Annotated in this window: 14 protein-coding genes, 1 rRNA gene and 1 other RNA gene; 14 read left to right on the top strand and 2 right to left on the bottom strand. The window is 68.7% G+C overall.

Going from position 1 to position 16,756, the window contains the following annotated elements:
- Positions 1-276: 276 nt before the first annotated feature.
- From BLU84_RS28025 to BLU84_RS24925, 14 genes are all read left to right on the top strand, one after another.
- Positions 277-921, top strand: coding sequence for a MerR family DNA-binding protein (locus BLU84_RS28025; protein WP_074873659.1), 645 nt, complete (start codon positions 277-279; stop codon positions 919-921).
- A gap of 373 nt (positions 922-1,294) precedes the next feature.
- A complete protein-coding gene (locus BLU84_RS24985; RefSeq protein ID WP_083383095.1) occupies positions 1,295-2,314 on the top strand; it encodes an HOASN domain-containing protein in 1,020 nt (339 codons plus the stop codon).
- 9 nt (positions 2,315-2,323) lie between these two features.
- The gene (locus tag BLU84_RS24980) at positions 2,324-3,349 is read left to right on the top strand and encodes an HOASN domain-containing protein (RefSeq protein WP_211664607.1); all 1,026 of its coding nucleotides are present in this window, start codon (positions 2,324-2,326) and stop codon (positions 3,347-3,349) included.
- Positions 3,350-3,404: 55 nt separating this feature from the next.
- Positions 3,405-4,829: an adenylosuccinate lyase gene (purB, locus tag BLU84_RS24975; protein WP_074873657.1), complete on the top strand. Its 1,425-nt coding sequence runs from the start codon at positions 3,405-3,407 to the stop codon at positions 4,827-4,829.
- Between the two features lie 70 nt (positions 4,830-4,899).
- A complete protein-coding gene (locus tag BLU84_RS24970) occupies positions 4,900-6,363 on the top strand; it encodes a class-II fumarase/aspartase family protein (protein ID WP_074873655.1) in 1,464 nt (487 codons plus the stop codon).
- Positions 6,364-6,418: 55 nt separating this feature from the next.
- Positions 6,419-7,492 carry a class I SAM-dependent methyltransferase gene (locus BLU84_RS24965; RefSeq protein WP_074873653.1) on the top strand — a complete coding sequence of 358 codons (1,074 nt, stop codon included), beginning with the start codon at positions 6,419-6,421 and terminating at the stop codon, positions 7,490-7,492.
- Between the two features lie 285 nt (positions 7,493-7,777).
- Positions 7,778-7,999 carry a TIGR02449 family protein gene (locus BLU84_RS24960; RefSeq protein WP_074873651.1) on the top strand — a complete coding sequence of 74 codons (222 nt, stop codon included), beginning with the start codon at positions 7,778-7,780 and terminating at the stop codon, positions 7,997-7,999.
- 47 nt (positions 8,000-8,046) lie between these two features.
- Positions 8,047-8,355, top strand: coding sequence for a cell division protein ZapA (locus BLU84_RS24955; RefSeq protein WP_074873649.1), 309 nt, complete (start codon positions 8,047-8,049; stop codon positions 8,353-8,355).
- 196 nt (positions 8,356-8,551) lie between these two features.
- Positions 8,552-8,738, top strand: a non-coding RNA gene (gene ssrS, locus BLU84_RS24950) — 6S RNA.
- Between the two features lie 105 nt (positions 8,739-8,843).
- Positions 8,844-9,437 carry a 5-formyltetrahydrofolate cyclo-ligase gene (locus tag BLU84_RS24945; protein WP_074873647.1) on the top strand — a complete coding sequence of 198 codons (594 nt, stop codon included), beginning with the start codon at positions 8,844-8,846 and terminating at the stop codon, positions 9,435-9,437.
- Between the two features lie 53 nt (positions 9,438-9,490).
- Positions 9,491-9,961, top strand: a complete 471-nt coding sequence (locus tag BLU84_RS24940; protein ID WP_074873645.1) for an EVE domain-containing protein — start codon at positions 9,491-9,493, stop codon at positions 9,959-9,961.
- A gap of 120 nt (positions 9,962-10,081) precedes the next feature.
- Positions 10,082-10,744 (top strand): ribose-5-phosphate isomerase RpiA, encoded by a 663-nt coding sequence (rpiA, locus tag BLU84_RS24935; RefSeq protein ID WP_074873643.1) that lies wholly within the window; start codon positions 10,082-10,084, stop codon positions 10,742-10,744.
- 311 nt (positions 10,745-11,055) lie between these two features.
- Entirely contained in the window at positions 11,056-12,126 is a 1,071-nt protein-coding gene (locus BLU84_RS24930) for an ATP-binding protein (RefSeq protein WP_074873642.1), read from the top strand.
- A gap of 247 nt (positions 12,127-12,373) precedes the next feature.
- Positions 12,374-13,861: a DNA polymerase Y family protein gene (locus BLU84_RS24925; protein WP_074873640.1), complete on the top strand. Its 1,488-nt coding sequence runs from the start codon at positions 12,374-12,376 to the stop codon at positions 13,859-13,861.
- Between the two features lie 190 nt (positions 13,862-14,051).
- On the opposite strand, the gene BLU84_RS24920 is transcribed toward BLU84_RS24925, so the two are convergent.
- Both BLU84_RS24920 and rrf read right to left on the bottom strand, forming a co-directional pair.
- Entirely contained in the window at positions 14,052-15,884 is a 1,833-nt protein-coding gene (locus tag BLU84_RS24920) for an ABC transporter ATP-binding protein (RefSeq protein ID WP_074873707.1), read from the bottom strand.
- Positions 15,885-16,632: 748 nt separating this feature from the next.
- Positions 16,633-16,747, bottom strand: a 5S ribosomal RNA gene (rrf, locus tag BLU84_RS24915).
- Positions 16,748-16,756: the final 9 nt, after the last annotated feature.

Here is a 16,756-nt window from a genome sequence, read left to right as displayed (position 1 = left end):
GAAGCCCGAGGCTCCCGCTCTTGTGGGAGGGCCTCCGCGAACCTTCCTTGAGGGCCTATGTGCGAACGCGAACGCGGTCACGTCGCGACCGCGGCGCAATGCCGCACAAATTGCCGCGATTCGCGCCCCGCAACGGCGGATCGGCCGAACTTTGCGGATTAGCCAATCCGGTCAATGTTCATCCGGACCTGCCGCCGATCCGGAGGCTTGACCCTGGACTATGGTCCAGACCGAACACTGGCGGCACACCGAGCGCCACGAACAGGGAGGTGGACTTTGAAGATCGGGGAGTTCGCGCAACGCGTCGGGGTCGGCATCGACACCGTGCGCTACTACGAACGACAGGGGTTGTTGCCGTTGCCGACGCGCCAGATGTCCGGCTACCGGCGTTTCGAGACCAAGGACGTGGCCCGGCTGCAGTTCGTCCGCCGGGCCAAGAACCTGGGCTTCACGCTCGCCGAAATCCGCGAACTGCTGGCCCTGCTCGGCAGCCGCGGCAGCGACATGGCCGGGGTCAAGGCGGCGACGACGCAGAAGCTCGCCGACGTGGAAGCCAAGATCGCCGAACTCAGCCACATCCGCGATCTGCTGCAAGTCCTGCTCGACTCCTGCCCCGGGCGCGGCGCGGTGGAATGTTGTCCGATCGTCAACGCACTGGAAGGAGAGAAACACATGAGCGGTTCGCATCCATTGGACAAGCCCTCCGATGGCCCCCAGCCGGCGCAGCGCAGTTGCTGCTCGGCCGCGCGCACCTGCGAGACCGACGCCGCGACCGGCGCGGTCGATCCGGTCTGCGGCATGCAGGTGAACATCGAAACCACGCCGCACCACGCGGTGCAGGCCGGCGTGGGCTACTACTTCTGCTCGGCGCAGTGCCGCCAGGACTTCCTGGACACCGGCGCAGCATCGGCCGCGCGCTGACGCCGGCCGACAGGGGAACGGCCGCTCGCCCCCGCCGGGCGGCCGTAGCGCGAGGCCCGCATCGGGCGTTCGCGTCGCTTCAGATCTCACGTCTCAGATCTCACGCCGTAGTCCTACGCTTCAGCACGAACGCTTCGTAGCGCGCGCTTCGAAGCCGCACGCCCCAGCGCTGCACGCTTCTGCGCAGCGCGCTTCAACGCCGCACGTTTCGACGCCGCACGCATCGGATCGGCGCTTTCGCGATCCGCGCGTTTACGGCCCGCCGTTGCAAGAACTCAATCCAGCCAGTCGCGACCGCACGGTCGCGGCGCGTCCGCCTGCGCGCCCGCGTTGCGGCGCGCGCAGCCATCCACGCCAGCCCGAGGGGGAACCCATGAGCACCGCCAGCAGGATCCTCGACCCGCAACCCGCCAGCGCGGCGCCGCCGCGCGCCGCGCGCCAGGCCGCGCACACGCCGGACTACCTCGCCGACGCCCTGCGTCCGGGCGCCACCAACGCGCAGATCGCGCTCGCCGCCGACGAGCTGCTGGCGCTGGTGCGCCAGGGCCTGTCCGGCGACCAAGCCGCCTACGCGCAGTACCAATCCATCCTGCTCGACCTGCACCTGCCCGGCGAGCCGCACAGCGAACCGACCCGGCGCTGGCTCGCCAGCCAGATCTATTCGGTCGAAGACCAGTTCGCCCCGGCCCTGCCCGAGTTCCGCCCGGTGCCGGTGGAAGAATTCCGCGCCGTCATCGACGCCGAGATCGCCTCGCGCACCCGCGTGCGCCACCCGATGTCGCAGCACCTGTTCCAGGGCGAACCGTCGCAGCAGGACGTGCGCAGCTTCCTGCAGCACCACTGGAACCGCTCGTACAACTTCTACAGCCTGCTGGCCGAGCTGGCGTTCCGCTTCCCCGACATCCGCGACGCCTCGGTGTTCTACCGCAACCTCTACGGCGAAGCCGGCGCGGAAACGCCCGAGCGCTCGCATCCGGCGCTGCTGTCGCACCTGATGACCCACTTCGAGATCCCGCTGGAGATCGACTTCGCCGTGCTGCACCCGCTGGAGAAGGCCTACCTCAACAACCGCATCCGCTGCGTGCGCCACACCGACGTGGCCTGGGGCCTGTCGCTGTTGTACGCGGTCGAATCGGTCAGCTGCGTCAACCACCTGCGCATCTACGAGCTGCTCCAGCGTATGGGCGTGCCCGAGGAACCCAGCGAGTTCCACCGCCTGCACGGCACCCAGGACGAGATCGACACCGAGGAGATGTGGGAGTTGATCGCCAAGTACGCGCACGAGGATTCCTTCCAGCGCACGTTCATGCAGTCGCTGGCCCGCCACTTCGACATCAACCGCGCCTACTTCGATCTGTTGTGGCGCCAGATGCAAAGCCCCTCCGTCCACTGAGCCGCCGCCATGAACGCAGCCATGAACGCCACCATGCCCGCACTGACCCTCGCCGCCCGCAACCATTCGCTGCAGCAGCTCGACGCGCTGCAGAGCAACCGCGCCCGCATCCTGGCGCGCGCACTGGACCCGGAAGCGCCGTTCGCCCACCTGCACACCGCCAGCAAGACCCTCACCTCGCTGGCCGAAGACGCGCTCAAAGGCCAGGACGCGGCCAACGAGGAATACCAGAAGCTGCTGTACATCCTCTCGCTCAGCGACGACACCGGCACCGCGCTGACCCGGCGCTGGCTGTCCAACGAGGCCTACCGGGTCGAGGAGCGCCACATCCCCGCCGCCGAAGTGCCGCAGGCGCTGTCGGAGGCCGAATTCCTCGCCCGCATCGAGCAGGAAGTCGCCGCGCGCTCGCGCGAGAAGCACCCGATGTCGGAATACATCTTCGAAGGCCGCGCCAGCCGCGCGCAGTTGCAGGTGTTCCTGCGTCGGCAGTGGTTCCGCACCTTCCGCCTGTACCGCGACGCCGCCGACCTGCTGGTGAATCTGGTCGACGTCGACGAGGCCGCGGCGCTGGGCCGTTATCTGTACGGCGAGCTCGGCGAAGAGAGCGAGCAAGGCTCGCATCCGCGCCTGCTGGCCAAGCTGCTCGCGGCGATCGGCCTGGAAGCGGATTTCCAGGCGGTCAGCACGCTGCCCGAAGAGATCGCCTACCTCAACAACCGCGTGCGCAGCTTCCGCAATCCCGACGTGGGCTGGGGGCTGGCGGTGTTCTACATCACCGAGATCGTCGTGCCGGGCAACCACGAGAAGCTCTACAAGGCGCTGCTCAAGGCCGGCCTGAGCGAGGACGAGGCCGAGTACTACCGCATCCACGTCAGCCTGGTGCCGCCGCGGGCCAAGCGCGAATGGAGCCTGATCGCCAAGCGCCTGCCCGACCACGCCTTCCAGAAGTCGTTCCTGACTTCGCTGGCGCAGCACTTCCGGGTCGAACGCGCCTACTACGACGCGGTCTGGGAAGAGATGCAGCGCGTGCCATAACCCTCCGCCCGATCCGCAGCACCCGCGCCAGCCCGCCGCCACCGAGCCCGCTGCCATGCCCAGCCACGCCACCGAATCGCGCCTGTACGCGGGCGTCTACTCCGATCCCGACTTCGCAGCGATCTTCTGCGACCGCAACCAATTGCAGAAGTGGCTGGACGTGGAGCGCGCCCTGGCGCTGACCCAGGCCGAGATGGGCATGATCCCGGACGAGGCGGCGCGGGAGATCGCCCGCGCCGCCAACGCCGAATCCTTCGACCTCGACGCGCTCGGCCGGCAAAGCCGCGAAACCGGCCACGTGCTGGTGCCGACCATCCGCGCCCTGGCCGCGCTGTGCCGCGGCGACTGCGGCGAGTTCGTGCATTACGGCGCGACCACCCAGGACATCCTCGACACCGGCCTGGTGCTGCAGATCCGCGACGCCTGGCAATGCGCGCTGGCGCGGCTGCGCTCGATCCGCGCACAGCTGCTGCAGTTGGCGCTGCGCCACAAGCGCACGCCGATGGTCGCGCGCACCCACGGCCAGCAGGCGCTGCCGACCACGTTCGGCTACAAGGTCGCGGTGTGGGTCGACGAGATCGACCGCCATCTGGAGCGCTTCGACCAAGCCTATGCGCGGGTCATGACCGGCAACCTCACCGGCGCGGTCGGCACCCTGGCCTCGTTCGGCGAACGCGGCCTGGAACTGCAGCGGCGCACGCTGGCCCGGCTCGGGCTGGCGGCGCCGCAGACCAGCTGGCACAGCGCGCGCGACCGCATCCTCGACGTCGCCGGGCTGCTGGTGCAGGTGGCGGTGACGATGGGCCGCATCGCCAACGAGGTCTATCACCTGCAGCGCACCGAGATCGACGAAGTCCGCGAGGCCGCGCCGCCGGGCAAGATCGGCTCCAGCACCATGCCGCACAAGCAGAACCCCTCGACCATCGACCTGATCAGCGCGTTGTCGCGGCTGATCCGCGCGCAGATGGTCGCGCTCACCGACGCCGCCTTCCAGCAGCACGAACGCGACGGCACCGCGTGGCGGATCGAATGGGCGGCGCTGCCGGAAATCTTCGTCTACACCGGCGCGTTGCTGGCGCGCATGGACGAGGCCCTGGCCGCGGGCCTGGACATCCGCGAGCAGCGCATGCGCGACAACCTCGACCTGCTCGGCGGCCGGATCCTGTCGGAGCGGGTGATGCTGGCGCTGGGCGAGCGGGTCGGCAAGCAGACCGCGCACGACCTGGTGCACGAGGCCTCGATGCGCGCGCGCCGCGACGAGCTCGCCTTCGCCGACGCCCTGCTGGCCGACGCGCGCATCCGCGACGCGTTCGCGCCCGGCGCGCTGAAAGCGCTGCTCGACCCGGTCACCTACACCGGGCTGGCGGCGCGAATGGTGGAGCTGGTCGCCGGCGAAACCGCCGCCGTCGCCCGCCACCGCACCACTGCCACCGAAGCGGCCGCGCAGATCGCGGCCGCCGACATCGCGGTCCGCGGCTAGCCCTCAGCCGCACGCACAGCCGCGCACGCAAAGCGTTTCCACCCCGCCACTCCCGAACGGAAGGTATGCGATGGAACCCCAAACGCTCGTCCCGATTCCGCTGGCCCCCTTCGCCGCGCCCGCCGCGCCCGCGCACTGCGCCACCGGCGCCGAACACGCGCTCGACGATTGCCGGCACGAACACAGCCACGTCCTCGACTCCCAGACCCACGGCGGCGGCTACGCCGGCGCCGCGACCCGGGCGATCTTCTGCAGCCGCTGCCGGCTGCAGCGCTGGCTCGACGTCGAAGCCGCGCTGGCGCTGGCCCAGGCCGAGGTCGGCATGGTGCCGCGCGCGGCGGCGCTGGACATCCAGCGCGCCGCGCGCCTGCCGGCGATGGACATCGAACGCATCGCCGAAGGTGTCGCCCGCACCGGCCATTCGCTGATGCCGCTGCTGCACGCATTGCAGGACTTGTGCGGCGCCGAGGCGCGCGAGTTCGTGCATTACGGCGCCACCACCCAGGACATCCAGGACACCGCGCAATCGCTAGAGATGCGCGACGTGTTCGACGCGATGGACGCCGAACTCGACGCGCTGCTGGCGCGGCTGGCGATCCTGGCCGATCGCCACCGCTGTTCGGTGATGGTCGCGCGCACCCACTCGATCCCGGCGCTGCCGACCACCTTCGGCCTCAAGGTCGCCGGCTGGATCGACGAACTGCTGCGCCACCGCGACCGCCTGCGCCAGGCGCGCCAGCGCGTGCTCGTCGTGCAGCTGTTCGGCGGCGTCGGCACCATGGCCGCGTTCGGCCCCAAGGCGATGCCGCTGCTGGACGCGTTCGCGCGCCGGCTCGGCCTGGAAGTGCCGCTGGCCGGCTGGCACGTCGCCCGCGACCGCGTCGCCGAATTCGTCAGCCTGCTGGCGATGACCACCGCTTCGCTGGCGCGCGTGGCCGACGAGATCCGCACCCTCAACCGCTGGGAGATCGGCGAGGTCGAGGTCGGCTGGAGCGCCGGCCAGATCGGCAGCAGCACCATGCCGCACAAACGCAACCCGGAAGGCTGCGAGCAGGTGGTGGTGATGGCGCGGCTGGCCAAGGCCCAGGTGATGCTGGCGCTGGACGCGATGATCCTCGAACACGAGCGCGACTACCGCGGCACCCGCCTGGAATGGTGCGCGGTCGCTGACGTCTCGCACTACGCGCTGATGGCGATCCGCCTGCTCGCCGACACCGTCGCCGGCCTCACCGTCAACGATGCGCGCATGGAGCGCAACGCCCAGGCCTTCAGCGATTCGATCTGCATGGAAGCGTTCGTGTTCGAAATGTCCAAGACCCTGGGCAAGAACAGCGCCTACGAAATCATCTTCGAACTCACCCAGGCCTGCCAGCGCGACCGCGTGCCGATCCGCGAGGCGGTCGAGGCCGATCCGCGCGTGCTCGCCGCGGTCGGCGAAAGCCGGCTGGCGCGGCTGTTCGAACCCGGCGCGCACCTGGGCATGGCCGAAACCATCGTCGACGGCGTGCTCAACGAAGCCGGCCGCCGGCGCTGAGCGCATCACCCACCACACCCTTACCAGCAAGCATACGAGCCCGGGAGACACGGCAATGGCGGAAGGCAACGCGATGGACCACAGCAAGGTCGAACAATTCTCGGCCCGGATCATGGAGGACTACGGCAACACCCTGCGCGGCGCCATGCTCTACCTGGGCGACCGGCTCGACCTGTTCAAGGCGCTGGCCCGCCTGGGCGCGGTGACGCTGGAGGAACTGGCCGCCGACACCGGCCTCAACGCGCGTTACCTGCGCGAATGGCTGGGCGCGATGGCCACCGGCCAGTACGTGCACTACGACCCGCAAACCCGCCGCTACCGGCTGCCGGCCGAGTACGCGCCGGTGCTGGCCGACGAAGACTCGCCGTACTTCGCCGGCGGCATCCTCCAGCTCAGCGTGCCGTTCGTGAGCATGGCCCCGCGCATCGCCGAAGCCTTCCGCAACGGCGGCGGCGCGCCGGAAGAGGCCTACCCGCTGGAAACCTGGCAAGGCATGGAGCGCATGACCATGCCCTGGTACAAGCACTTCCTGGTGCAGCGCTGGATTCCCTCGCTCGACGGGGTCAAGGAAAAGCTCGAAGCCGGCGGCACCGCGCTGGACTTCGGCTGCGGCAGCGGCCTGGCCGCGATCACGATGGCGCAGGCCTTTCCCAACGCGCGCGTGGTCGGCGTGGATTTCCACCTGCCGTCGATCGAACGCGCGCGCGCCAACGCGCAAGCCGCCGGCGTCGCCGACCGGGTCAGTTTCGAAGTCGCCGACTCGGACGCGGTGGTCGGGCAGAAGTTCGACTTCGTGACCACCTTCGTCGTCATCCACGACGCCGCCGACCCGCAGCAGATGCTGCACGACCTGCGCGCGACCACGGCGGAGGACGGCACCTACCTGATGGTCGAGCTCAACCTGTCGGAAGAACTGCACGAGAACATGAACCTGTTCGGCCGGGTGATGTACCCGCAGAGCACGCTGTACTGCATGACCTGCTCGCTGTCGCACCACGGCGCCGGGCTGGGCGCGTTCATGGGCGAGAAGCGCGCCCGCGAGATGGCCACCGCCGCCGGTTTCAGCCGCTTCCGCAAAGTCCCCTCCGACCGGCCGCCGCTGCCGGCGCTGTTCGAACTGCGGCCCTGAGCCGCCGCGGGCGCGCCGGCGCGGCCGGCGCGCCCGTCCTTGATGCAGTACCCCAGCGATTCGTCCGCCACCGGCGCGTCGCGCGGCCCGGCACGCCACACCGGCCGCGCGGCGCGCCGTCTTCGCGGACGCGGCGACGGCGCCCGCAGCCGCTGAAATCCGCCGTTCGCGCCGCGCCGCCCGGGCGCCCGCCCGCAGCGAAGGGCCGCGCGCCAGTGTGACCGCAGCCCAACCGGCCCCCGCCCCGCCTTGACCGCCCCCGCCCGGTCCTGCCATCGTGCCGGGATGGATCGCGCCGAACTCATCGTCGAACTGCAAGCCGTGCTCGCCCGGGTCGATGAACTCGGCGAGCGCGTGCGCCGGCTCAGCGACGAGAACCGCAGCCTGCGCCAACAGCAGGAGCAACTGATCGGCGAGCGTTCGGCCCTGCTGGCCAAGAACGAGCAGGCCCGCACCCGCGTCGAAGCCATGATCACCCGGCTCAAGTCCTTGGAACAGCACACCTGAGCCCTTTCGAATCCGCCGTCCCCGACCTCGCCCATGAGCCTGCCCGTATGAGTACGACGAGCGAAGCCGTCAGCATCCGCCTGCTCGACCGCGAGTACACGGTCGGCTGCGAGCCCAACGAGCGCGAAGACCTGCTCGCCGCCGCGCGCATGCTCGACAGCAAGATGCGCGAGATCCGCGGCGGCAACCGCATGGCCGCGCTCGACCGCGTGGCGGTGCTGGCCGCGCTCAACTTCGCCCACGAGCTGCAACAGCTGCGCGGCGAGAGCGGCGGCCGCGAGCGCGAACTCGCGCGCACCCTCGACGACCTGCACCGCAAGCTCGACAGCCTGTTCGACGCGGCCGCCTCGCGCTGAGTCGCGCCATCGCCTTGCAACGGCGCGCAACCGCGCCGACGCCAACGCCGATACCGGGCGCACGCGCCAGAAACCGACGCGACGCGCGTCACGCCGCGCCCCGTTCATGCCGCTGCGCATCGAGCGCATGAACCGCAACGCAGCATCGCCGACGAGCGGATTCGCCTGTCGGCACTCGCGCGCTATACTGCGCGCACGTCCTCTGCTGTGCGCGACGGCGTGCGCAAACATTCGCCTTGTCCCTTAATGACGACACCGGGGACGCGCCGGAAGCCTGGAGTGCAAGTCCGCCTAGCAGCGGGAAGCCCGAAGGCGTCCAAGCGTTCCCACTTGAACCCCGGGTTCAAGGTCGTTTCGCAAGCATCGCCATTGGCGGAGGACTACTTTTCCCGGAACGGGCGCGACGTCACCCAGGTGACCGCGCCCGTTTCCTTATGCACGCCAGGCCGCCTTGGCCCTGCCCCGACCATGCCGAGCCCCCCGAACGCATGACGCACGATCGCACCACCCTGCGCCGCGAACTGCGCGAGCGCCGCCGCACCCAGCCTGCCGCCGCGCGCATCGGCGGCGCCGAAGCGCTCGCCGCGCAACTGCTGTCGCTGCCGTTCGCGCCGCAATCGGGCTATGTCGCTGGCTACTGGGCCAGCGACGGCGAAATCGCCCTGCACGCCTGGCAACTGCGCCTGCCCGCGGACTGCGTCTATTGCCTGCCGGTGCTGCACGCCGACAAAAGCTTGCGTTTCGCGCCTTGGCGGCCGGGCGATCCGCTGGTCGCCAACCGTTTCGGTATACCGGAGCCGGCGCTGGCTGACAGCTCGCTGCTTCGGGCTGAGGACATGGGTCTGATTGTCTTGCCTTCGGTTGGTTTCGACGCCCGCGGCCACCGTCTGGGCATGGGCGGCGGCTGGTACGATCGCAGCCTCGCCTTCCGCCAACGCCGCCCCGCCCCCCCCTGGCTGGTCGGCGCCGCATTCGAATTGCAGCGCGTCGAGCGCCTCGACGCCGCCGACTGGGATGTCGCGCTGGACGCCGTGTGCACCGAAGCCGGCACCGTGGATTGCCGCTCCGCGCTGTACGCCTGATCCCCCAACCGCGATGCGACTGCCCCCGCATCCGAACCTTGCGAGCCCCCCGCATGACTGCACGACGCCGCTATTGGCTGATGAAGTCCGAACCGGACACTTTCTCCATCGACGATCTTGAACGCGTGCGCACCGAGCCATGGAACGGCGTGCGCAACTACCAGGCCCGCAACTACATGCGCGACGGCATGAAGGTCGGCGACGGCGTTTTGTTCTACCACTCCAACACCGCCGTGCCCGGCATCGTCGGCCTGGCCACCATCGCCGCCGAGGCCTATCCGGACCCGACCCAGTTCGATCCCAAGTCCGACTACTACGACGCCAAGAGCACCCGCGAAGACCCGCGCTGGCTGCTGGTGGACGTGGCTTTCGAACGCAAGCTCTCGCGCACCATCGCCCTGGACGAGATCAAGGCCCGCGCCGAAGAGCTCGGCGAGGACTTCGCCCTGACCCGCCGCGGCAACCGCCTCTCGGTGCTGCCGGTGTCGGCGGCGCAGTGGAAGCTGCTGCTGGCGATGGAGTGACCACCGCAGGGCGGCCAGGGCAGCGGGGAAACGGGAAAACCCCAGGTTTTCCGCCAGTTCCTCCGCTCCCGCCGTCGCCCTGATTCCCGTCCCACCTTTCCTCCCAACTGCCCGAATCCAATGAGCGAACACAAGCGCCTGGCCGCCGAAAAAGCCATCGACTACATCGAAGACGGCATGATCGTCGGCGTCGGCACCGGCTCGACCGTGGCCTATTTCATCCAGGCCCTGGGCCGCATCAAGGAACGCATCAAGGGCGCGGTGTCCAGCTCCGAGCAGAGCACGGCGCTGCTGCGCGAGCTCGGCATCGAGGTGCTCGACCTCAACAGCGCCGGCCAGCTGTCGCTGTACGTCGACGGCGCCGACGAGTGCGATCCGAACAAATGCCTGATCAAGGGCGGCGGCGCCGCGCTGACCCGCGAGAAGATCATCGCCGAGGCCAGCGCCAAGTTCGTCTGCATCGTCGACCCGTCCAAGCAGGTCAAGGTGCTGGGCAAGTTCCCGCTGCCGGTGGAAGTGATTCCGATGGCGCGCAGTCTGGTCGCCCGCCAGATCGTGGCAATCACCGGCGGCCAGCCGGTGTGGCGCCAGGACGCGGCCGGCAACGGCGTGGTCACCGACAACGGCAACGTCATCCTCGACATCCACAACCTGGCCATCGCCGAACCGGTCAAGCTGGAGAACGCGCTCAACCAGATCCCCGGCGTGGTCGCCGTGGGCCTGTTCGCGCGGCGCAAGGCCGATGTGGTCATCGTCGGCGGCGAGCCGCCGGTGGTGCTGTAAGTTTCCGCTGCGGCCGTTGCCGGCCGCCGATGGGATTGCGCCCGGCCGCTGGCGGCCGGGCAATCGTTTGAGTTTCGCCGTATACGGCTGATCAGCCGATCGAACTGCGCCGCTTGCGGCAGAACGCTCGATCGAACGCCTGCGCCGACGGCCGCACGATCCGCTCCGTTCGTCGCGTGCGAACGGACACCCGGTTCCACCCGGCCCTCCACGGCCGGACAATGCGCCAGCCCGGCCGCCGCCGGCCGGGCGCGTTCCAGTCGCGGCAACGGACGCTGCGGCCTCAACCCGGGCGACTCGCCCACATCGACATGAGTACCGACCACAAGCCTTACGGCGCTGTCTTCAACCATCAGCTCTGGGATCTGTCCTCGCTGATCCTCAACGCCCGCCTCGCCGACGCGCTCGAACGCGGCGTCGCCCGCTATCCGATCCACCGCTCGCTGCGGCTGGCCGCGCGCACCCAGGTCGACGCCATGTTCGACGACCTCGCCACCCAGCTCGGCCTGAACGCGCACCGCCCCAACGGCCGCAACCTGCTGCTCGACGGCGAGGGTGTATTCGTCGACGCCCACGCCGGCAGCAAGGCCGACTACTGTTCGTTCTACTTCGGCATCTGGGCCGACTCGGTCGAACGCGCCGAAGCGGTCCTGCAGGCCGTGCAGGCGCGCATCGAACCCGTGCGCATCCGCGAACCGATGTTCTCCATCGACTGGAACTTCCTCAGCGGCAACGGCCAGTTGCAGAGCGCCAGCATCGAGGAACTGGCCGACGATGTGCTGCTGGACGAGGCCTATCCCGACATCGGCGGCGTCGCCGGCTTCATCGACCGCTATCTGCGCGCCAAGGAAACGGTGCTGGTGCTGCAGGGCCGGCCCGGCACCGGCAAGACCCGGCTGATCCGCGCGATCCTCGGCGAGATTTCGCGCCGCAACGAAGGCAGCGCGCAGGCGCTGTACACGGGCGACAAGAAAGCGCTGGAGTGCGACGAGATCTACGTCAAGTTCATCACCGGCGACGACCACGCCTTCGTCGTCGAAGACGCCGATCATCTGCTGCGTCCGCGCGCCGAAGGCAACGAACACCTGCATCGCTTCCTCGCCATCGCCGACGGCGTGGTGCGCGCGCAGGGGCGAAAGATCATCTTCTCGACCAACCTGCCCAACGTCGGCGATCTCGACGACGCGCTGGTGCGGCCGGGCCGCTGCTTCGCCCACGTCGACGTGCGCGAACTGCGGCTCGACGAAGCCGCGGTGTTGATCCGCCGCCTGGCCGGCGAGCGCGGCCTGGACGCCGACGCCGCCATCGCCGCGGTCGCCGGCAGCGGCAACCGCAGCCACTCGCTCGCCGCGATCTATCAGGCCGTCGACCGGCTGAAGTGAACCCATCGGGGCGGCCCATCGCGCCGCCCCGATTTCTCACCTGTAGGAGCGGCGCAAGCCGCGACCGCGACATCGCACATACGACGTAAGCGAGGTTTCGCAGTCGCCGCGCCTAAAAAACCAGCAACCCATTGAAATAAGAAAGAATCTCGCCACCTGAGACGACAGCTGCCGAAGATGACCGGCCGCGTCGCTGCGCCCAGCTCCGCACAGCGCGATACTGACGCCCCAAGCATGGCCCGCCGCCGTGACCCTGCGCTGCCTGTTCGTCGACTTCAATTCCTACTTCGCCTCGGTCGAACAATTCGACCGCGACGACTTGCGCGGGCGTCCGGTCGGCGTGGTGCCGGTGATGGCGGCCAGCACCTGCTGCATCGCCGCCAGCCGCGAAGCCAAGGTGCACGGGGTCAAGACCGGCACGCCGGTGCGCGAAGCGGTCGAACGCTGCCCCGACATCACCCTGGTGCAAGCGCGGCCGGCGCGCTACGTCGAACTGCACCATCGCTTGATCGCAGCGATCCAGGACTGCATTCCCATCGACGGCAAACCGCTGTCGATCGACGAAGTCGCCTGCCGCCTGATCGGCCGCGAACGCGAGCGCGACAACGCCGTCGCCATCGCGCGCAAGATCAAACGCACGCTGATCGAACGCGGGCTCGACCCGATCCGCTGCTCGGTCGGCATCGCGCCGAACACCTTCCTGGCCAAGACCGCGTCGGACATCGACAAAGTCGACGGCCTCACCGTGGTCGAACTGGCCGACCTGCCGCACGCGCTGCACGGCCTGCAGTTGCAGGATCTGTGCGGCGTCGGCCCGTCGATGCTGCAACGCCTCAACCACGCCGGCATCGACACGGTCGAGCAACTCACCGCGGCGCCGCGCGAGCGGCTCAAGGCGATCTGGGGCGGTATCGAGGGCGAGCGTTTCTGGGCGCAGTTGCGCGGCATCGAATTGCCGCCGCGGCAGCGCGCCGCGGTCGCTTCGGTCGGCCACTCGCACGTGCTCGATCCGCAGATGCGCAACGCCGACGGCATGCGCTCGGTGCTGTTCAAGCTGCTGGCGAAAGCGGCGATGCGCCTGCGCCAGGAACGCAGCAAGGCCCGCGGCCTGAGCCTGCACGTGCGCTTCGTCGGCCGCGAGCAACGCTTCAGCCGCGACCTCTCGTTCGCCCCGCTCGACGACACGCCGACCTTGCTGCACCTGATGGCCGACGCGCTGGAACCGCTGCTGCGCGCCGCCGCCAGCGGCCGCTGGCGGGTCGAACGGCATCCGCCGCTGTCGGTCGCGGTGTCGCTGATCGACCTGCTACCCGACGCCGGCGACAGCGCCGCGCTGTTCCCCGAGCGCCAGCGCAACCAGGCGTTGACCCGCGTGCTCGATCAGGTCAACCAGCGCTACGGCAACAACCGCCTGTACTTCGGCGCAATGCAGGACGCGCTGGCCCAGGGCGCCGCACCGATGCGCATCCCGTTCCAGCACATTCCCGACGAAGCCAGCGAAGCCGACCTCGGCGCCGCCGCCCTGGTCGCCGACCCGAGCATGGACGAGCTGTGGCTGCAGCGCGAACGGCAGTTCAAGGCGATGGCCGAAAGCGCGCACCGGCAAGAACGCGAACGCGGCGCGGCGAAAGCGAAGCCGCCCGGGCACAAACCCTCGGGCGTAGGCGGCTGGGTGCGCAAGCGCGCAGGTTCGCCCGATGACGACGGCCGCGGCACCACCGGCTCCCTGTTCTGAGCTTTCTCTCTCGGTACGTTTCCCCCTGTAGGAGCGGCGCAAGCCGCGACCGCGAAACCGCACCTACGACGCTAGCGCAGTTCCCCGCGCCTCCACAAAAAAGCCTCTCTCCCACAAAGGAAGAGAGGCCTGAGATCAGCCATCAAAGCCCCTCTCCCGCAACGCGGGAGAGGGGTTGGGGTGAGGGCAATTACGCCTCGACCGCAACAAACCCACCGGTCTGCCGCTTCCAAAGCCGCGCATACAACCCATCGCGCGCAATCAGCTCCTCATGCGTCCCGGTCTCGATGATGTGGCCCTTGTCCATCACCACCAACCGGTCCATCCGCGCGATGGTCGACAGCCGGTGCGCGATCGCGATCACCGTCTTGCCCGCCATCAACGTCTCCAGGCTTTCCTGGATCGCCGCTTCGGCTTCCGAATCCAGCGCCGAGGTCGCCTCGTCGAGGACCAGGATCGGCGCGTTCTTCAACAGCACGCGCGCGATCGCCACGCGCTGGCGCTGGCCGCCGGACAGCTTCACCCCGCGCTCGCCGACCAGGGCCTCGTAGCCCAAGCGTCCTTCGCCGTCGACCAGTTGCCCGATGAACTCGTCCGCACGCGCCTTGCGCACCGCTTCGAACATGTCCTCTTCGCTCGCGTTCGGCCGCCCGTACAGCAGGTTGTCGCGGATCGAACGATGCAACAGCGAAGTGTCCTGGGTGACCACGCCGATCTGCGAACGCAGGCTTTCCTGCGTCACCGCGGCGATGTCCTGGCCGTCGACCGCGATGCGGCCGCCTTCCAGGTCGTACAGGCGCAGCAGAATGTTCATCAGCGTCGACTTGCCCGCGCCCGACGGCCCGACCAGGCCGATCTTCTCGCCCGGCTTGACCGTGAGGTCGAGGTCGGCGATCAGCCCGGCGTCCTTGCCGTAATGGAAGTGCACGTTCTCGAAGCGCACCTCGCCGCGGGTCACCTGCAACTGGGCGGCGTCTTCGCGATCGACCACGGTCAGCGGCCGCGAAATCGTCTCGATGCCGTCCTGCACCGTGCCGATATCCTCGAAGATGCCGTTGACCGTCCACATGATCCAGCCGGACATGTTGTGGATGCGGATCACCAGGCCCGTCGCCAGCGCGATCGCGCCGACCGTGATCGAGCCCTTATGCCACAGCCATAGCGCCAGGCCGGTGGTGCCGACGATCAAAAAGCCGTTGAGCATGGTGATGCTCACGCCCATCAGCGTGGTCATGCGGGTCATCTCGCGCGAACGCTGGGTCTGCTCGACCATCGCCTCGGCCACGTATTCCTCTTCGCGCCGCGAGTGCGCGAACAGCTTGAGCGTGGCGATGTTGGTGTAGCCGTCGACGATGCGCCCCATCAGCTTGGAACGCGCGTCCGAGGCCCGCCACGAACGCAGCTTCACCCGCGGCACGAAGTAGCGCATCAGGCCGATGAACAGCACGATCCACACCAGCAGCGGCGCCACCAGCCACACATCGGCTTGTGCGAACAGATAGATCGCCGAAGCCGAGTACACGACCACGTACCAGATCGCATCGAACGCCTGGGTGGTGGATTCGCGCAACGACGGGCCGGTCTGCATGATCCGGTTGGCCACGCGGCCGGCGAAGTCGTTCTGGAAGAAGCTCAGGCTCTGCCGCAGCATGTAGCGGTGGGTTTGCCAGCGCACCAGGTTGGTCATGTTCGGGTGCACGGCCTGGTTCAGCAGCAGATCGTGCAGGCCCAGACACACCGGCCGCGCGACCAGCATCACCACCGCCATCCACACCAGCTGCTCGCCGTGGGCGGCGAACAGTTCCGAGGCGGGCGTGGTGTTGACCAGGTCGACCACCTTGCCGAGGTAGTCGAACATGATCACTTCGACGATGGCGGCGAAGAAGCCGACCACGGTCAGGATCACGAAGATCGGCCAGGCCTGGCGGATGAAGTGCCAGTAGAACCGCGCCACCGAGCGCGGCGGCATCTGCGCCGGCGCCGGGCGGAACGGATCGATCAACGATTCGAACCAACGAAAAATCATCATGAGAGTGTTGCCTTATCAACTGGAACGGCTCCCGCCGCGGCGTTCGTCCGGCGGCGCGCCGGAACCGGCGCGGGCGGACGACGCACGCGAGCGACTGGGCGCCCAAGAGGCGCCGATCGATAAACGGGAGTGAGGCGGCGGACGCGCACGTGCGATCCACGGCCACCGCAGCGGCCTGAAACGAACGACGGTCGGCCAAACGCGGCCCGGAACGTATCCGGAGCCGAACGCACCGACTTAGCGGTGACGGACCTTGCCGGTGATTGTGAACTTCATCGTGCGCCTCTCCTTTCGACGGAACCGGTCCCGGAGCGTCTTGGCGCAGCGGGAACCGGCGGCACGGCCATGCCCCGTCGGGGGCGATGTGGCCGGCAAGCTGCGCGCGGCGCGATGCCGGCGTCTAGCAGCCCGGCGAGTGTACCCGCAGTCGCGCGCTCAGATGTGCAAGCGGGCTGAATGGGTGCGTTTATTTTTGTGCCAAGGGACTGGGTTTAACGCGCACTGAGGTGTATCGCCGGCAGCAGCGGCGGTAGTTCCGCAGATTATCTGGATTATCTGCATCCGACCGAAGCGGTTGGCGGGCTCGTCGCGATTCCCGCCCGCGAACGGCCCGTAGCCCACGCCGGCAGTGCCAAGCGCCGCTCGATATTGCGCGGGTTACTGCACGTCGCTCTCGGATGGGTTTTATGTCGCGCAAAAGAAGAAGGCCGGATCCTTTCGGATCCGGCCTTCAGGGTAAAGCCCCTGGCGATGACCTACTCTTGCATGGCTTAAGCCACACTACCATCGGCGCATATGCGTTTCACTTCCGAGTTCGGGATGGGATCGGGTGGTTCCACACAGCTATTATCACCAGGGAGAGGGTG

The sequence above is a fragment of the Lysobacter enzymogenes genome (assembly GCF_900106525.1).
Lineage (GTDB): Bacteria > Pseudomonadota > Gammaproteobacteria > Xanthomonadales > Xanthomonadaceae > Lysobacter > Lysobacter enzymogenes.
This window is presented reverse-complemented; position numbering and strand designations above follow the sequence as displayed.

What these genes read in the sequence shown, in the direction of transcription:
- BLU84_RS24945 (WP_074873647.1), top strand. Translation starts at nt 8,844, where the DNA reads ATGACGCACGATCGCACCACCCTGCGCCGCGAACTGCGCGAGCGCCGC.
- BLU84_RS24960 (WP_074873651.1), top strand. Translation starts at nt 7,778, where the DNA reads ATGGATCGCGCCGAACTCATCGTCGAACTGCAAGCCGTGCTCGCCCGG.
- BLU84_RS24965 (WP_074873653.1), top strand. Translation starts at nt 6,419, where the DNA reads ATGGCGGAAGGCAACGCGATGGACCACAGCAAGGTCGAACAATTCTCG.
- rpiA (WP_074873643.1), top strand. Translation starts at nt 10,082, where the DNA reads ATGAGCGAACACAAGCGCCTGGCCGCCGAAAAAGCCATCGACTACATC.
- BLU84_RS24980 (WP_211664607.1), top strand. Translation starts at nt 2,324, where the DNA reads ATGAACGCAGCCATGAACGCCACCATGCCCGCACTGACCCTCGCCGCC.
- BLU84_RS24940 (WP_074873645.1), top strand. Translation starts at nt 9,491, where the DNA reads ATGACTGCACGACGCCGCTATTGGCTGATGAAGTCCGAACCGGACACT.
- purB (WP_074873657.1), top strand. Translation starts at nt 3,405, where the DNA reads ATGCCCAGCCACGCCACCGAATCGCGCCTGTACGCGGGCGTCTACTCC.
- BLU84_RS24930 (WP_074873642.1), top strand. Translation starts at nt 11,056, where the DNA reads ATGAGTACCGACCACAAGCCTTACGGCGCTGTCTTCAACCATCAGCTC.
- BLU84_RS24955 (WP_074873649.1), top strand. Translation starts at nt 8,047, where the DNA reads ATGAGTACGACGAGCGAAGCCGTCAGCATCCGCCTGCTCGACCGCGAG.
- BLU84_RS24970 (WP_074873655.1), top strand. Translation starts at nt 4,900, where the DNA reads ATGGAACCCCAAACGCTCGTCCCGATTCCGCTGGCCCCCTTCGCCGCG.
- BLU84_RS24985 (WP_083383095.1), top strand. Translation starts at nt 1,295, where the DNA reads ATGAGCACCGCCAGCAGGATCCTCGACCCGCAACCCGCCAGCGCGGCG.